The 16,128-nt window shown below is 55.6% G+C and carries 14 protein-coding genes and 1 pseudogene; 10 read left to right on the forward strand and 5 right to left on the reverse strand.

Annotated elements, in window-relative coordinates; genetic code table 11:
- Positions 1-51: 51 nt before the first annotated feature.
- The 4 genes from ACI0FJ_RS09140 (at position 52) to ACI0FJ_RS09155 (ending at position 5,647) form a co-directional block, all read left to right on the forward strand.
- Positions 52-1,287, forward strand: coding sequence for an HD domain-containing phosphohydrolase (locus ACI0FJ_RS09140; protein ID WP_424302130.1), 1,236 nt, complete (start codon positions 52-54; stop codon positions 1,285-1,287).
- Positions 1,288-1,586: 299 nt separating this feature from the next.
- Positions 1,587-2,384 (forward strand): PEGA domain-containing protein, encoded by a 798-nt coding sequence (locus tag ACI0FJ_RS09145; RefSeq protein ID WP_424302132.1) that lies wholly within the window; start codon positions 1,587-1,589, stop codon positions 2,382-2,384.
- Between the two features lie 99 nt (positions 2,385-2,483).
- Positions 2,484-4,379, forward strand: a complete 1,896-nt coding sequence (locus tag ACI0FJ_RS09150; RefSeq protein ID WP_424302135.1) for a tetratricopeptide repeat protein — start codon at positions 2,484-2,486, stop codon at positions 4,377-4,379.
- Between the two features lie 95 nt (positions 4,380-4,474).
- Positions 4,475-5,647 (forward strand): THUMP domain-containing class I SAM-dependent RNA methyltransferase, encoded by a 1,173-nt coding sequence (locus ACI0FJ_RS09155; RefSeq protein ID WP_424302138.1) that lies wholly within the window; start codon positions 4,475-4,477, stop codon positions 5,645-5,647.
- Between the two features lie 183 nt (positions 5,648-5,830).
- Here ACI0FJ_RS09155 and ACI0FJ_RS09160 read toward each other — a convergent pair whose 3' ends face one another.
- Positions 5,831-6,418, reverse strand: coding sequence for a hypothetical protein (locus ACI0FJ_RS09160; RefSeq protein ID WP_424302141.1), 588 nt, complete (start codon positions 6,416-6,418; stop codon positions 5,831-5,833).
- Between the two features lie 177 nt (positions 6,419-6,595).
- Positions 6,596-7,459 (reverse strand): type II toxin-antitoxin system death-on-curing family toxin, encoded by an 864-nt coding sequence (locus ACI0FJ_RS09165; RefSeq protein ID WP_424302144.1) that lies wholly within the window; start codon positions 7,457-7,459, stop codon positions 6,596-6,598.
- Between the two features lie 487 nt (positions 7,460-7,946).
- On the opposite strand from ACI0FJ_RS09165, the pseudogene ACI0FJ_RS09170 reads away from it, so the two are divergent.
- The 3 genes and pseudogenes from ACI0FJ_RS09170 to ACI0FJ_RS09180 all read left to right on the forward strand — a co-directional run.
- Positions 7,947-8,554, forward strand: a pseudogene (locus tag ACI0FJ_RS09170) (ISL3 family transposase); the annotation flags it as partial.
- Between the two features lie 216 nt (positions 8,555-8,770).
- Positions 8,771-9,445, forward strand: coding sequence for a TetR/AcrR family transcriptional regulator (locus ACI0FJ_RS09175; RefSeq protein WP_424302147.1), 675 nt, complete (start codon positions 8,771-8,773; stop codon positions 9,443-9,445).
- An 11-nt stretch (positions 9,446-9,456) separates the two neighbouring features.
- Positions 9,457-9,951 carry a hypothetical protein gene (locus ACI0FJ_RS09180; protein WP_424302150.1) on the forward strand — a complete coding sequence of 165 codons (495 nt, stop codon included), beginning with the start codon at positions 9,457-9,459 and terminating at the stop codon, positions 9,949-9,951.
- Positions 9,952-10,499: 548 nt separating this feature from the next.
- Here the strand turns inward: ACI0FJ_RS09180 and ACI0FJ_RS09185 are convergent.
- Positions 10,500-12,740 (reverse strand): ATP-binding protein, encoded by a 2,241-nt coding sequence (locus ACI0FJ_RS09185; RefSeq protein WP_424302153.1) that lies wholly within the window; start codon positions 12,738-12,740, stop codon positions 10,500-10,502.
- Positions 12,741-12,774: 34 nt separating this feature from the next.
- Entirely contained in the window at positions 12,775-13,371 is a 597-nt protein-coding gene (locus ACI0FJ_RS09190) for a DUF4390 domain-containing protein (protein WP_424302156.1), read from the reverse strand.
- Between the two features lie 177 nt (positions 13,372-13,548).
- Between ACI0FJ_RS09190 and ACI0FJ_RS09195 the strand changes: the two genes are divergently transcribed.
- Positions 13,549-14,016 carry a 23S rRNA (pseudouridine(1915)-N(3))-methyltransferase RlmH gene (locus tag ACI0FJ_RS09195; RefSeq protein WP_424302158.1) on the forward strand — a complete coding sequence of 156 codons (468 nt, stop codon included), beginning with the start codon at positions 13,549-13,551 and terminating at the stop codon, positions 14,014-14,016.
- A 163-nt stretch (positions 14,017-14,179) separates the two neighbouring features.
- A complete protein-coding gene (locus tag ACI0FJ_RS09200) occupies positions 14,180-14,398 on the forward strand; it encodes a hypothetical protein (protein ID WP_424302161.1) in 219 nt (72 codons plus the stop codon).
- Here the strand turns inward: ACI0FJ_RS09200 and ACI0FJ_RS09205 are convergent.
- Positions 14,359-15,036 (reverse strand): 16S rRNA (guanine(527)-N(7))-methyltransferase RsmG, encoded by a 678-nt coding sequence (locus tag ACI0FJ_RS09205; RefSeq protein ID WP_424302164.1) that lies wholly within the window; start codon positions 15,034-15,036, stop codon positions 14,359-14,361. The two genes, ACI0FJ_RS09200 and ACI0FJ_RS09205, sit on opposite strands and share 40 nt — an antisense overlap.
- A 126-nt stretch (positions 15,037-15,162) precedes the next feature.
- Between ACI0FJ_RS09205 and ACI0FJ_RS09210 the strand changes: the two genes are divergently transcribed.
- Positions 15,163-16,101: an ACP S-malonyltransferase gene (locus ACI0FJ_RS09210; RefSeq protein ID WP_424302167.1), complete on the forward strand. Its 939-nt coding sequence runs from the start codon at positions 15,163-15,165 to the stop codon at positions 16,099-16,101.
- Positions 16,102-16,128 lie beyond the last annotated feature (27 nt).

Here is a 16,128-nt window from a genome sequence, read left to right on the forward strand (position 1 = left end):
TGCATACTATTTCTAGGTAAACAATAATTACAAACGGAGCTACTCCTTCCTATGGAATGCGTCCTGCATACAAACGGCAACGAGTTTGTCAAAAAAATCCTGGAAACAACGGAACAGCTAAACTCCTACAAGGATGTGGACACTATTCTGGACCGTATTCTCCTGGAAGCAAGACGCATGTGCTGTGCCGACGCCGGTTCCATATTCCTGGTGGAAAACGACAAGCTGAATTTCAGCTATGTACACAACGATACCCTGTGCGAGCCGGACGAAACAACCACGGCAGTCTACTCCAATTTTTCCATCCCCATAAACGATACATCCATCGTGGGCTACGTGGCCCATACCGGCACCCCTCTGGTCATCGACGACGCCTACGACATCTCGCCCAAACGGCCCTATTCCTTCAACCAATCGTTCGACGAAACGTCGGGCTATCGCACCACCTCCATAATGACCATCCCGCTCAAGACCTTCCGCAACAAACTTGTCGGGGTGATGCAGCTCATCAATGCCAAGGACAGCACAGGCAAAAGCGTTCCTTTCAGCCAGGACAGCCAAACCTACGCCCCGCTCTTTGCCAACAGCGCCTCCGTTGCCATAGAGCGCGGCATAATGACCCGCGAACTCATCCTGCGCATGATGAAGATGGCCGAACTACGCGATCCGCTGGAAACCGGGGCGCACGTCCAGCGCGTGGGAGCCTACTCGGCGGAAATCTACCACCGCTGGGCCCTGAACAAAGGGGAGAACGCCAAGACGATAAAACAGACCAAGGACATGATCCGTCTGGCGGCCATGTTGCACGATGTGGGCAAGGTGGGCATTCCCGACGCAATACTGAAAAAGCCGGGCAAACTCACGGAAGACGAATACGAGGTGATGAAGCTGCACACCGTGTTCGGAGCAAAGCTTTTCCTGAACTCCACCAGCGACCTGGACCGCATGAGCTACGAAATAGCCCTGTTCCACCACGAAAAATGGGCAGGCGGAGGCTACCCCGGCAGGATAGACTGCGATCTGGACAACGTGACGCGTTGCGGCCAACCGCACGAACGGGAAGACATTCCCCTGGCCGCCCGCATCACCGGGCTGGCCGACGTGTTCGATGCCCTTTCCTCCCGGCGCAGCTACAAGGAAGCCTGGGACGACGGCAGGGTGCTCTCCATCATTCGCGAAGAATCGGGCCGCCATTTCGACCCGGACGTGGTGGAGGCATTTTTCCAGGTCTTCGACGTCATCAAGGCCATCCGCACCAAATTCAGCGAGAAGCCCCCGAAGAACTGATTCCCCGGTACGTGAACACAGCCCTGCACCGGGCGTTTCATACACGTTTCGCCGGAACCGCGTCCCGTTGCTCCCATCACGGATATGTCATACAAGTTCCAAGCTGCTGGCAAAGGTACAGTCGTTTCGTAAACTCCACCCCTCGCGTATCTGCAACTATGCGTCGGGATTGGGTTTTACTACAGGCACATTGAATCCTGCGCCTTTGCCAGCAGCCTGCCAGATTGCATATCGTAATCAAACTGGTGGTACCGTCTTTGCGTTTACCGTTTCCATATCAACCACTTCGGGGGGAGTGCATGCAACGCGGATTTTCCTTTTTCATTATCGTTTGTTTTTCCTTGCTGGCCGGGGCCTGCGCACCGCAGGTCGCCATGCAGAGCGTTCCGGTTTCCACCGCACCCATCGGCGCACAGGTTCTGGTGGACGGCAACGCCACCTGCACCAGCCCGTGCAGCGTGGACCTGCCGCGCAACAAGGACCACATCCTTACCCTGCTCAAGGACGGCTACCGCCAGCACGACGTGATCATCAAACGCCAGTACCAGCAGGACAAGACCATCCTCAACGCCCTGCAGACCGGTGTGAACCAGGGCACGTTCTTCAACAATCCGGCCATGGGCGTGATGGCGGGCGTGGATTCCATCGACTCGCAGGAAAAAACCGGCGAGGCGTATATTCTTCAGCCCTCGGCCGTCTCCGTGCAGCTGGTGCCCAATGATGCCCCGGCAAATGCCAAAGCCCAGGTGAAAACCACGGCAACCGGAAGTACGGGAGCGCAGGAATCGCAAAGCCTGGACATCGGCAAGATGGACAAGGAAAAAGCCGCCTGGGGAGCTGCCAAGGTAGGGGCCTCGGCCCTTCCCGGTCCGAAAAAGACCTGGAAGAACAGCAACGAAAAAAGCCATACCTCAGTATCCAGCGACGGCACAGTTACCAAAACCACCACCAAGACGAGCACCTCCGCCAGCGTGAGCGTGAATCCGGCTGCGGCCGTGGACCTGCTGGAAAGCCTGACAACGTCTCCAAACGACTCGACGGGCACGGCAAGTAATCCGACTGGCAATCCGACGGGCGAGACAAGCGACAAGCAGTAACCATATTCCCCGGGCGTTGAACTCCAGCGTCCGGGGAATACACATACATTGAACCAATGCCGCAAAGGGTGCGACAACCAAACGCGGGAAACACAGAGAATGGACAGCAACGCCACAGCCCCGGACCTTGAACACGCCTTGCGCCTGCACCGCGCCGGGCAGTGGAACGAGGCGCACGCCGCATACCAGGCTGTTCTCGAAAAAGAACCAGGGAACGCCCACGCCTTGCATCTGCTGGGCGTACTCATGGCGCAGGCTGGCGAGCTGGACGTGGCTGCGGATCTTCAACAGCGGGCCGCATCCCTTATGCCCGATGAAATCGCCTTTATCCGCGACCTGTGCACCACCCTGCACCGGGCCGGACGCTGGGAGGACTGCCGCACCGCAGCGCAGGCCGGGTTGAGCCGCTTTCCCCACGATTTTCCGCTATGCCACGCCCTGGCCGAAAGCCTGTACCATCTGGAAAAATTCGCTTCCGTTCCCGAGCTGTTGCAGAATATTCCAAGCGGTCACCCTCTGGCGGGCCGCACATTTTTTCTGCGGGCCAATGCCCGCCACGAACTGGCCGATTCCGAAGGTGCCATGGACGACTATGCGTCCGCCCTGGAACTGGTCCCGAACATGACCGCCGCCCGCATGAATCTTGCCATGCTGTACAAGGAACGCGGCCAGGTGGAACAGGCCTTTGCCATGTACCGCGAGGCCGCAGCCGCCGATCCGGCCAATGCCACGGCAGCCGCCACAGCACTTTTCTTCCGCCACTACATTCCCGGTTCCCGGCCTGCCGACTTTCTGGCCGAGGCCAAGGATTGGGCCGAACGCTTTACCACCTCCACCGGCCCCACTGCTCCCACCGGCCCCACAGGCGCCCCGCCTGCCCGGCACAAACCGGGCTCGATTCTGCGCGTGGGGCTGCTCTCAGGCGACTTCCGGTCGCACGCCGTGGGCTTTTTTCTCTACCCCGCCCTGGCCGCGCTGCAAGAGCTGTTCGGCGATCGGCTGGAACTGCACTGTTTTTCCAACAATCCGTTCAACGACGACACTACCGAACGCTTTACGGCCCTGGCCCGCAGTTTTTCCGACATCCGCTGCCTGAGCGACGAGCAGGCGGCCCAGACCATTGCCCGGCACAAACCCGACCTGCTTCTGGACCTGTCCGGGCTGAGCCCCAACTGCCGCCCCGGTGTCATGGCGTTGCGTCCCGCCCCGGTCCAGGCGCTCTGGCTGGGCTACTTCAACACCACCGGCCTGTCCGCCATGGATTGGATTGTTGCCGACAGCCACGTACTGCCTGCGGAAAGTGAACCTTTTTATACAGAAAGCCCCCTGCGTCTGCCCGCATGTTTTTTCTGCTATCCGCCACCGAAGTATGATATACTCCCGGCAAGTGAACTGCCTGCCCGCAGTGCCGGGCATATCACCTTCGGCTGCTGCAACGACACGGCCAAACTCAATGCGGATGTGCTTGCCCTATGGGCTGAGATTCTGCGCCGGATTCCCGATTCGCGTCTGCTGCTCAAATCCGAGCCATTTGGCGATTCTGCCGTGCGCCGCATCTTTGCCGCACGCTTTCAGAAATTGGGTGTGGAGCCCACGCGGCTGGACCTGCGCCCGGCCAGCAGCCACCGTGACTATTATGCCACCTACCGGGAAATCGACCTGGCTATGGACCCGTTTCCATACAACGGTGGCACCATTACCTGCGACGCCCTGTGGATGGGCGTGCCCGTGGTGAGCCTGTCCGGAGCGACCTTTGCGGGCAGGATGGGACGCAGCGTGCTGACCGAGGCGGGGCTTTCCGAACTGGTGACCGACACGCCGGAGGAATACGCCGACCTGTGCGAGGCCCTGAGCAAAGACCTTGACCGTCTGGCCGTATTACGCCACAACCTGCGCCAGCGGTTCACGACCTCGCCCGTCTGCGATATGAACGTTTTTTCAAAGGCTCTGGCCTCGGCACTGCACCGCATGATAACAACACCCCCGATTTTCTGAGCGGGCTGAACGGGCTGAACGGTCTAACTGGGCCTAACGGACATAACTGGTCCAACGGCCCCCGCAAACAGACGAACAACAAACCCAAGGCCATTATGTTCACTCTTTCCATCAATTCGTCCATCCTCGTCACCTGCCCCAAAGGCATGGCACCATATCTTGAACAGGAAATGAAGGCGCTGGGCTACGCCACAGAGCAACTCGACGCGGGCGTACGCACCACCGGAACCCTTGCCGACTGCATGCGCCTGAACCTGCACCTGCGCTGCGGGCACCGGGTCCACTACCGCCTCAAACGCTTCGGCGCCATGCACCCGGACATGGTCTACAACGAGACCAACAGCATGCCCTGGGAAGAGATCATGCGCCCGGACGGCTACCTGAGCGTGCATTGCAATGTTTCGCACCCCAGCATCCGCGACTCGCGCTTTGCCAACGTGCGGGTAAAGGACGCAATCGCCGACCGCTTCATGGCCAACAACGGAATCCGCCCAGACTCCGGCCCGGACGAAGGCAAGGGCGTGTGCATATTTCTCTACTGGCGTGGCAAAAAGGCCGAGCTGTTTCTGGACACCACGGGCACGCCCCTGCCCAAACGAGGCTACCGCACCCGTCCCCACCGCGCGCCCATGCAGGAAACCCTGGCCGCTTCCGTAATATTGGGCACGGGCTGGAAGCCGGACACACATTTCATCAACCCCATGTGCGGCAGCGGCACACTGGCTATCGAAGCCGGACTCATGGCCTGCAACATCGCGCCGGGCCTGCTGCGCCAGGACTTCGCCTTCCGCCACCTGCTGGATTTCGACCAGGAGAAATGGGAAGAGATGCGCTCCGAAGCCCGCAAGGCCATGCTGCCCACGCCACCGGCCCGCATCATTGCCACGGACATCGACCCGCTGGCCATTGAAGCGGCCCGCGACAATGCAGAGCAGGCCGGACTTGCCGACGCCATTGAATTTTCCGTGTGCGATTTTCGGGAAACCGAGGTGCCGCCCGCGCCGGGGGCCGTGGTGGTGAACCCGGAATACGGCGAACGGTTGGGCACCCAGGAAAATCTGGAAGAAATTTACGCGGCCCTGGGCGATTTTCTCAAACACCAGTGCAGCGGATATATTGCAGGCATTTTTACCGGCAGCCGCCTTCTGGCAAAGCATATCGGCCTGCGCTCCAAATCCAGGGCGCCGTTTTACAACGCCAAGATTCCCTGCACCCTGTTCCGGTACGAAATGTGGACAGGGTCGCTCAAGGAAAACAAGCAGAAGTAAGGGATTGGCTCTCGAAAATAGAACGCGGCTCTTAATCGTTTAGGTTAAGAGCCGCGTTCTATTTTGGGGTAGTAAGAGAGTAGGAGGGAATGTGTGAGTTGTCACGGCTTCCGGCTAAATCCGCATATCATCTCGGATTCACTTGCTCAGTGGGTGGGGACTTTTATTTAGTTATCTATACTATCAGTACTGTTTGGGAAAATATTCTTTCCCTGCTTGCCAAAGATACTTATCGATCTGTTTTGGTGTGTACTTTTGCAACCCATAAAACATTTTGAAATCCTTAAGAATTAAAACGTATCTTTCATATGACTTCATATCAGCCTTCTTAAACTCACTAAATTTGTCTTTGTTCTTAAAGTACATCAACAGTTTCTCAACAAAGCTGTCAAAAATAGGGTACGTTTCAGGTTTATGGTGGCTGCAATACTTAGTAGCAAATGAGTAAAAATTTCTTTGATTTTTTCCAATTTTTGTAATGGCGATCACATTTACCATACTGAGGTCGTTTGCTTTAAGCCTAGCGTCTATATTAAGAGCTATGATGTGTTTAGCTACTGCGAACGGTGAAAAAATATTTGTGCTATAGAAGTCATTCAAAGAGCAAACCTTAATCAAAACATCATCAAGCTCTTTGTTCTCTGGGTAGGTCACCGTGAAGAGCTTTCTCAGGCTGCTTTCTTGAGAAACATAATTTTCCATTGTATCCCATTTCGCGAGGTACGAATCTACGTGGCTTGGGGATGGTGTGGGTATAGTTGCTGATAACACTGAAACATCCTTGGTTTGTCGCTCCGCCCATTAGTTCCAATGGCGTTTCCATTTATTTTTCAGAAGTTATTTAATAGAAAAAAATACTTTCTATTATTGCAAGTAGATTTAAAAATCACAAAAAATGAAACTCTCGATCCTGCTTAATCCATGCGCATTCAGATAGAGAGGATTTGGTTACTGGTCTGCAAGCCTTTTCAGCATCTCACTATACTCTTCAATCAAATTAGGTAGCGATTCAGCTCCTCTGAAGAAGGTCTTTGAGTCAAAACCTTGGTCTAATGTGAGTCCTGTCATCTTTCGAACCCGATCAAGTCCAGCGGGTTCGACATCTCTTGACCAACCACGAAAGATCATGCGTCCTAATCTTCTTTTTGTCGTTTTCGTGGAACCGATGAATCCGTATTTTTTGACTTTTTCAATTTTGATTACATCAATATAGCCTTTGGATGGGGTTTCAAGGCTAATGGCATTCGCATGGAGTATTGAATTTAACTCATTATATGTAATCGTCGGTTTGTCGTATTCTATTGCTCTTGTTTTCCGTTTTAAAAATGTTGCGATAACTTTAATTTCCCCATTCTCTTTTTTTAGATACTTTTTGTATTCTTTGTAGTTGACCAGTTTGTTCCTGGCAATGTTCACAGTAAGCTTTTCAAATGCTGCGTGTGCAACACTTGGTATTCTATTCATTGTCCGTAAATAGAAAAAAGCAGTTAGAATGGCAGTCCTCTTATTGCAGTCATGGAAAGGGTGGTTTTGGATTAAACCATATAGGAGTGAAGCGCATATTTCAAAAGAGTCTTCAGACCAGCACTGTCGAGCGACAGCAGAGCAAAGCATATTTATGTCTTTAGGGCCAATTCCTCCAACTCTTTTTTCTGACTCTTTGGAATGATAGAAATAGTCAACTATGTGGTAATGAGCACAAAGCACATCTTTCACACTAATCTGACACCCTGCATATTCTCTGTCCCTTTCGGGTATAGAGTTGAAATGGTACTCGAAATCAGGCTTTAATTCTGGGTGATTGAATTCCATAATCTTCGTCTTATTGCTTATACTTTCTCAAACCATCGGCTATCGACTTCAACTTCCTCGCCCCTCCTAACATTAACTCCCAGACGAAGCTTCTTAAGCATTTCAACGAGGTCATCACCATCAATCAAGTCAATCGGTGAGCCCTGCGGGTGCCTTTTGGGTTGGGTCTCGTGTAAAATTCCCACTTGTAATAAACAGTCCTTTGCCTACTCTGCGACCATGGCTCCTCTGAAATCTCGAATTGCCCTAGTCTCACTGAACCTTTATAGCGTTTAGACTGGATTTGTAGTCGATATACTCCTCCATCTATATAAAGCCAAGACTCGAACAAAAAAAGGTTCATCTCCCAATTCCGGGGTCCATAAAAAGTTGAGGACAACGGCAACCCTCCGTAATCTCGACAGTTCCTACACTTTCGAGAGACACAAGGAGGACACCGTTGTCCAAGAGCAAGATTACTCGGTTGTTGGGTGGCTGGAAAGGATATCGTATCGGCGCAGTCCTGCGCCATGATATGAACGACGCATATGCCGCCGAGGTAGGGGCGCAATGTCCGAATGCCGAGATCGTTTACGACCTTTTCCATGTCGTAGCCAAGTATGGGCGCGAGGTCGTGGACCGTGTCCGAGCTGACGAGGCCAACAAACTCAAAAATGACAAGCAAGGTCGCAAAGTGGTCAAGGGCTCACGCTGGTTGCTCCTGCGCAACAAGAAAAACCTTGCGTATCAGGAAGACCGAATTCGACTTTATGATTTGCTCCAGGCCAACAGAAGTCTGATGAAGGTCTACGTACTCAAGGAGGATTTGAAACGGCTCTGGGACTATCGATATCCCAAGGCCGCCAGGAGGTTCTGGAAAGGCTGGTACAGCCGCGCAATGCAGAGCCGAGTTGCACCGTTTATCAAATTCGCCAAGCGTCTCACAAGCCATACATCAACGGGATCATTTCACACTGCCGGTATCCGCTCCATACCAGCCTGCTCGAAGGTATCAACAACAAGATCAAGGTGATCAAACGCATGGGCTACGGCTTCATGGATGACGAATACTTTTTCCTGAAAGTCAGAGCCGCCTTTCCCGGAATTGGGAGATGAACCTTTTCTTTAGACGCAAAGACCGGACCAGAAAAATTCTTTTTCCATTTTTCAGATAGTAGAATGACTGCGCCACGGCGATTATTGCTTGTTTGTGGTACGCTTCGTGTGCTGCATCGCCTAGGCCCGGAATACGTCTTGCCACCTCTAGACCAGTGGTCTAAAAGTTTTTTCGTCGTTCATGCAAATGACCCTATTAGGTCAGAGGAGGGTTCCTTGGGCTTACGAAATGACACCAACCAACGCCTTGCGGCACTTTCGAAAGTGGACAAGGCACGATGGCTGGATCCGGCAGAACAGGAATTTCGTGACTTGGGCTTCGCGAAAGCGTCTCTTAACCGAATTTTGGCGTCGGTAAAGGCAAGCAAGGGGCAATTTTACTACTACTTTGCCAACAAGGAGGCTCTTTATCGTGCCGTAGTCGAACGGGCGCTTAAACAGTTTGTCGTAAAGCTTGATGTGCATCCTCCCCTCGTATGCGCGTCAGCTACCGAGTTCTGGAAGGAAACTACTGAAATAATCGCCAATGTTTCCAGTGCATTTCGCGCAAATCCGCGATTTGCCGAACTCGCCCGCGGAATTCACCGGGAAGCCGCTGCGGAAATGGCAGTTCCAGGCCTGCAAAAGCGTTTGCTCAATTGGTTACGGAAGTGGCTCATCTCGGGGCAGCAGAGTGGCGCCGTGCGCGATGATTTGCCGCTTGATCTGATTGCTGCCCTGGCATTCTCAGCCATGCGCGAGGCCGATCACTGGTTCGCAATCCACGGCAACCAATTGCAACCGACTGAAGTCCGCACAATCAACGGTGTCATCACCCAGATGCTCTTGGCCATGCTTGCACCGCCTGATCGACTGGCCGACCTGACAGCCCGGTGTCCAATTACTTCTTAAGGAGACAACTTATGTTAATTTCAGAAGTGTTCACTGTCGCGCTGCTGATTGTCTCGGCAGTCAATATGGCTCTAATGATCCCCGGAGGTTTTGTTGAGACGCGAGATTTCAGCGCCTACTCTAAATTGACCCTTGGCGCGTTTAACCTGTTCCTTACGATCCTGGGCCTGGGCAGTTTCGTGCTCGCGTGGCGCATTGCTTTAACCAATACCGGTTTCGAGCTGGCCATGGCCTCGGGTCTACTCTATTCCATGGTTTATATTGCAGATTTGGGGCTGATATTTCCCGTCTCTCCCAGCCCCATGTCTCCGCTACTTGCCCGATTGGAAGCATTGGGTGCCACACTTGGCGGGGCTTTGGCGATGGTTGGAGCTTCAGCGCTCTGGAACCATCCCCTTGAACGGACAAACGAACGGGAATTGCCCTTGACCGTGATAATCGTATTGGTACTTGGCGGTATTGCAATTATTGCGTTCGCGACGCGTGCTGCAATGAAGGGAAAGTAGGCTTCTTTGACTCTACCTTTGTTCTTAACCGGGGCATGAACCTTAAATGCGGACATCGAGAATTGCTCCGCAGGCCTTGGATGTCTGTGGAGACTGTCTTGCTTGGAGAGTGGCGGGACACAAAATTTATGGAATCTCCTGAGCATGTGGAGGCTGCGGGACAACCTAACCGGCTAATATTCTCAAATCGTTAGAATGGCTGGGAGCCTGTCACGCCAGAGGCCGAGGGCTCGAGTGCCTGGGAGGATATCTATCAATATTTCAAGCCGTAGATAAAAAAAGGCCGAAACTTTCGTTCCAGCCCCAAAGTGACTCTTCTTACAATAACTGAATATTTATCCTGTTCTCCTGAAATATTCACACCCTACCGCCCAGCGGCTGCGTAAGTTTTGTCCGTGGCAAGGCGCAAAAGGGAATTTGGGGGCGAGGATAGGAGTTTTGCGCTCCATCCCGGCCCCAAATTCCTTTTTGCAACGCCGCCACGGGGAAAAATCGCGCAGCCGCCAGCCACTCGCCAGCTGTTGCCAGCTGTTTCCAGCTGCTGCCCCCTACCCCGCCGGCAACTCAATCACAAAAATCGTCCCCTTGGGCTGGTTGGGCCGCACCCGGATAAATCCGTAGTGGTCCGTGACAATGGAGCGGGTAATGGTCAGCCCCAGTCCGGTGCCGCCCTTTTTGCGCGAGAAATACGGCTCGAAAATGCGGGAACGTTCATCGTCGCTCAGTCCGGGGCCGTCGTCCCGAACCTCGATGCGCACATGGTGCAGGATGGTGTCGTAGCTCAGTTCCACCTCCACCCGGCCATGCCGGGCGTCCTCGTCCCTGTCGTTACCATGCTCCGCCCTGTAGGCGGTTTCCAGCACGTCGGCGGCATTGGATAGCAGGTTGATCATCACCCGGCTCATGCCGTCGCGGTCAAAGCGCACTATTGCCGATTGCTCGGGCACGGTCAGATCCCATTCAATGAAGCGGTGGCTGTGGCGGAAATCCCCCACCACTTCGCGCAGCAGGTCCGCCATGTCGCCGGGCTGGGGCACAACCTCGGGCAGTTTGGCAAAAACCGAAAACTCCTTCACCATCTGCTGCATCTGCTCCACCTGACGCACAATCATGCCGGTGCACTCGCCGAAAACCTTGTCGTCTATGGAGGGGCCGTACTTGCGTTCCAGCCGCTGGGCCGAAAGCTTGATGGGCGTCAGCGGATTCTTGATTTCATGGGCGATACGCCGAGCCACTTCACGCCATGCGGCCAGCCGCTGCATCTTTTCCAGCTCGGTAATATCTTCGAACACGGCCACCAGTCCGGCGTCGCGTCCGTCGTCGGTTTTCAGGGAAACCGCATTGACGAGAAAGGTCATCTGACGGCTGCCCACGGGAATTTCCATCTGACGCTGCCAGGTGGTGTCCGGGCTGATCGCCAGCTGGGAGGCTACCTCACCGACCAGATCGGCATACTCGCCCTGCACCAGATCCACAGGCAATTTTCCGGTCAGCTCGTCAGCGTCGATGCCCAGCATGGTCTCGGCCGCCGTGTTCACCTTGCTGACACGCCCTTTTTCGTCCAAGGAAATAACGCCTGCCGTGATGTTGTCCAACACGGCCTCGATGTATTTGCCGCGCGCTTCAAGCTCGGCGTTCTTGTCATTGAGGTGTCTGTTCACGTGGCGGATGCTGGCCTGGCTCTGCTCCAGGTCCTCTGCCATGCGGTTGAACGACTGCACCAATACGCCCATTTCATCCGAAGACTTGTCGTCCAGGCGCACGGAGAGATCCCCCCTTGCCACGCGCTGGGTGCCTATTGCCAGGGCCTGGATGGGGGCGGAAAGTTCTTTTGCCAAGCGGAAGCCGAACCACATGGAACCGAGAATGATGCTCAGGGTCATAAGGCCGAGGGTCAGGTAGAGAATCCCCTTGAGCGGCGACTTGAGGGTCCGCAGCTTCTTGTACTCCTCCACACCCACAACAATCTGGTTGAGCTTGTCCAGCAGCCCCGGCCCCAGGTCCTCGCCCAGCACCAGAAAGCCGGTCTTGCCTTCATCCACGGGCACCACGCCCACGGATGCGTCCGTGTTGTAAAAGGAACGGATGTCTCCCCAAAAACGCGGGTCTTCGGCCAGGGTTTCCCAGGGAACAGTAACATCCACCGCCTCCCAAATGCCGTCCCAGGCCGGATCGGCATGCCAGTTCTGGCGTTTTCCCTCTGGGCTTATCACCCCGATAAGCCGCAGCTGGTGCTGCTCCTTGCGCTCTTCCAGCAGGGAATCCATGGCCTTGCCACCCCAGGCGAACTTGCGCCCGCGCACGTCCGCAATGATGCTCAGCCCCAGGTTGTTCACGCGCCGCTGGGCCAGGCTGTAGAACTCCCGGCCCACTTCCAGGGACTGCTCCATGGAGCTTTCCACCTGGCTCTTGAACCAATAGTCCACACTGGTCTGCACAAACTTTACGGCCACAAAAAACATCAGCAGCGTCGGGATGAGCGAAAGCAGCATAAAGGACATCACAAGCCGCGTTCGCAACCGCGACCCCAGGACCTTGCGCCGCCGTTCCAGCATCAGCTTGACCATGTTGCGGATAACCACAAACAGGACAACGGACATCAGGAGGATGTTGAGATTGAAGAGAACCAGAAAAAGATAGGAATTGATGCCAATGTATTTGAGTTCCACCACAGTCATGACCGCGATGACCACGATACCGAAAACAGCCAGCCAGAGCTCGCGCTGACGGCGTTTGCGCTCCTTGGTGTCGGCAACGCTTACGCGTATGGGTTCCGGTGGGGTTCTCATGGTGTATCCGGCGGACCTTCGGGCAGCCCTGCGGTCAATACTGGAATGACATTCGGTAGGTGGTTTCCGGCACGGCGTCCCAATTCCAGAAGAAAAGCACGCTCTTCATCCAGCTGGGAACTTCCTGATGGATCAGACGGATGGACATATCAATAAAAAAGCTCTCGCCCGGTGCAAGCAAAGACCACTGGCCCAGGTCCAGATCAATATGCTTCCAGGCCTTGGCAAGCAGCACTTCCAAATCCTTGTCCCGCAAATTGTCGTCCACGCCCGGACGCTCCAGAATATAATTGCGGGTCAAAGCATCGAACCGCAGGGTGCTGTGATGCTCGGCATCCGTCAGCCCCTTGCTCCATATCAGTGACCGGTCCTGGCTGAGGTCTGCGCTTACGATGAGCTCCAGAACGGCTCCTCGCTCCAGCTCGGCAGCCAGACGCTCAGCACCGTCGAGCTTCAGCCCGAAACGGATCATGATACGGTCTTCCTGGTTGTCCACAACCAGGTTTTCCAACACTATATGTTGGGCCAGACAGGGGCGGGCATAGCCCATAAAAAGCAGCAGGGCCATAAGCAGAACATAGGTCAACCGCCCTTTGCCGCGAAGTCCAAGCCCATTGGGGGGAAAATGCATTTGTCCTCTCACTGCACAGCCGGTAGATACTGCTCGTATTCTGGTGCAAGTCATGCGGCGCAACTTTACCGCAAGTGGCTGCAGAGTATAGAAACGAGGTTGCTTTGACAACTTGCAAAGCGGGTTGTACAGACTGCGCGGCGTGTATTTCACGCTGAAAAAAATGGAGAAAGACGGGTGAAACCGGTACGGATACTCACAGTGGGCAAGGCCAAAGCGGGCCATTTTGGCAAGGCTGCGGACCACTACCGTAAACTGCTGAGCCGTTTTTTCCGGTTGGAGGAAGACTGGGTAAAGGATTCCTCGCCGCGTCTTTCCCCGGAACAGCGCAAGGAAGCGGAAGCCACGTCCCTGCTGGCCCGGCACAAGCCGGGAGAGGCCCTGATCTGCCTGGATGAAAAAGGCAAGTCCATGGCCTCGCGTACTTTTTCCGCCAAACTCCACAATCTTGTGGAGCGGCACAGCGGCGTCTGTTTCGTCATTGGCGGGCCGTACGGACTGGGAGAGGAAATTCGCAACAAGGCCGACATGCTGCTGGCGTTCGGCCCCATGACCCTGCCCCACGAAATGGCCCGGCTGGTACTGCTGGAACAAATTTACCGGGCCGCAGCCATCCGCGCGGGGCTGCCCTACCACAACGACTGAACGCCCCGGCATGGCCGGGATACCAGGAGACACACACCCTGCGGGCTTTGTACAAGCCGACGGGGTCTGACGGGGCCGCATTTTCACAGCCTCCTCTCTCCGCTTTACCCGCTACCGGGTTTGTGGCAGGTTCCCACGGATAACCGACGAACTGGAGACCACCATGCTCACTATTGAAGAGTTGAATAAATTCGAAGAGCTTATGTCTTCCGGCAAGCTGGAGGAACAGTTCCGGGGCGGCAGCCTCAACAAGCAGTACGAAATTCTCGACCTGCTGGAAAAGCTGATGGACGTTGCCGAACTTGCAGACGCAACGGCCACCAAGCTTATTTTCAAGGATTCTTATTTGGAAATGCTGACCGGGGTAAAGGCCCAGAAGTAACGCACGGCATCCAGCACGGTGTAGCGCGTTCCGGCCACCAGCCGCCACTGCGTCGGACCGGCACCGGCTTCCACGCAATCCCCTGCACCTACCGGTTCGGGTTCGTTGGCCATAACCAGACAGATTCCGCCGGGGCTCAGAAAATCCAGGGAAATGTCGAGAAAATCACGCCAGGGCATGAATGCCCGCGAGACGATCAGGTCGGCCCCGCGCAGGTCCTGCGGCAGGTTTTCCACCCGGCTCTGGTGCACATGCGTATTCGCGGGCTTGAGCCGCGCCGTCGCATAGCGTAAAAACGAAGCGCGTTTGGCCCGGGCCTCCACCAGATGATAGCTGCCCCGCGTCCAGAAGGCCCGCAGCGGCAGCCCCGGCAGTCCGGCTCCCGCGCCGAAATCCAGGCACAGCGGATCGGACGACAGGGAAAGCGAGTCCAGAAAACGGGCCAGATGCCAGCTGTCGGCGGCAAGCTGGCGTAGAATTTCCGCAGCGGACGACGGACCCACCAGGTTCATTTTTTTGTTCCAGGTTTCGGTCAGTCCGGCGTATCCTGCAAGATAACGGGCCTGCTCGTCATCGAGCGGCCAGCCGTCTCCGGCAGCCAGACGTGCGGCCTCGGCGGGCGAAAAAGTTTGCGACATATATGCTCCTGAAAAATTCGCTCCGGCCATGTGCCGGAAGTGCAGGGGCAAGCTATACCACACCGACGAAAAAGTCATTTATTGCGGCGCCGTTCCCAAGGAATGCGCTGTAGGGAGAAAACAACAATGACCACGACCGACCTTTGCGCCGTACTCTTTCCGGGACAGGGTTCCCAGGAAAAAGGCATGGGCCGCGATATAGCCGAAGCCGATGCCCAGTCCATGGAATTGTGGAAGACCGCGGAGTCCGTTTGCGGCTACGACCTGCGCGGACTGTACTGGGACGGTGACGACGCCGACATGGCCGAGACACGATGGCTGCAACCCGCCCTTACCGTGGTGGGCATGACCTTCTGGCGCCAGGCCAAGGGCAAGATATCCCCGGCCTTTGCCGCGGGCCACAGCCTGGGTGAATTTTCCGCCCTGTTCGCGGCCGGAGCTCTGGACGCAAAAAGCATCATAGAGCTGGTCGCCCTGCGCGGTCGGCTGATGTCCGAATGCGGCGGCACAGACGGCGCCATGGCCGCCATGCTCAAGATGAACCGCGAAACCGTGGATGAAATTGTCCGCGAGGCCGCCGATTCCACGGGCAAGCCGCTGCGCATTGCCAACTACAACACACCGGTCCAGTACGTGGTGAGCGGCCATGTGGACGCGGTAGCCGCCGCCGAAGCGCAGGCCAAGCCCAACAAGGGCCGCGGCATTCGGCTGGCCGTCAGCGGAGCCTTCCACTCGCCCATGATGAACGAGGCCGCCGCCGAACTTGCCAAGGTGATGGACAAGCTGCACTGGCGCAATGCCGACTTTCCCGTGGTCCTGAACGTTACGGGCGCGCCCCAAAGCGCCGGCCCAGCCCTGTGCGAGCAGATGAAAAAACAGATGATCTCCTCGGTCCTCTGGACCCAGAGCATGGAATCCATGTGGCAGGCCGGAGTCCGCACCTTTGTGGAGCTTGGCCCCAAGGGCGTGCTGACCCGCATGGTCGGCCCCAACGTGAAACCGCTGGGCGACGAGGAATTCGAAGCCCGGAGCTGTCCCGGTCTGGAAGCGGTCCAGGCCCTGTAGCTCGCAACCAATTTTCCCAAACAACAA

The sequence above is a fragment of the Desulfovibrio sp. 7SRBS1 genome (assembly GCF_049723905.1).
Classification (GTDB): domain Bacteria; phylum Desulfobacterota; class Desulfovibrionia; order Desulfovibrionales; family Desulfovibrionaceae.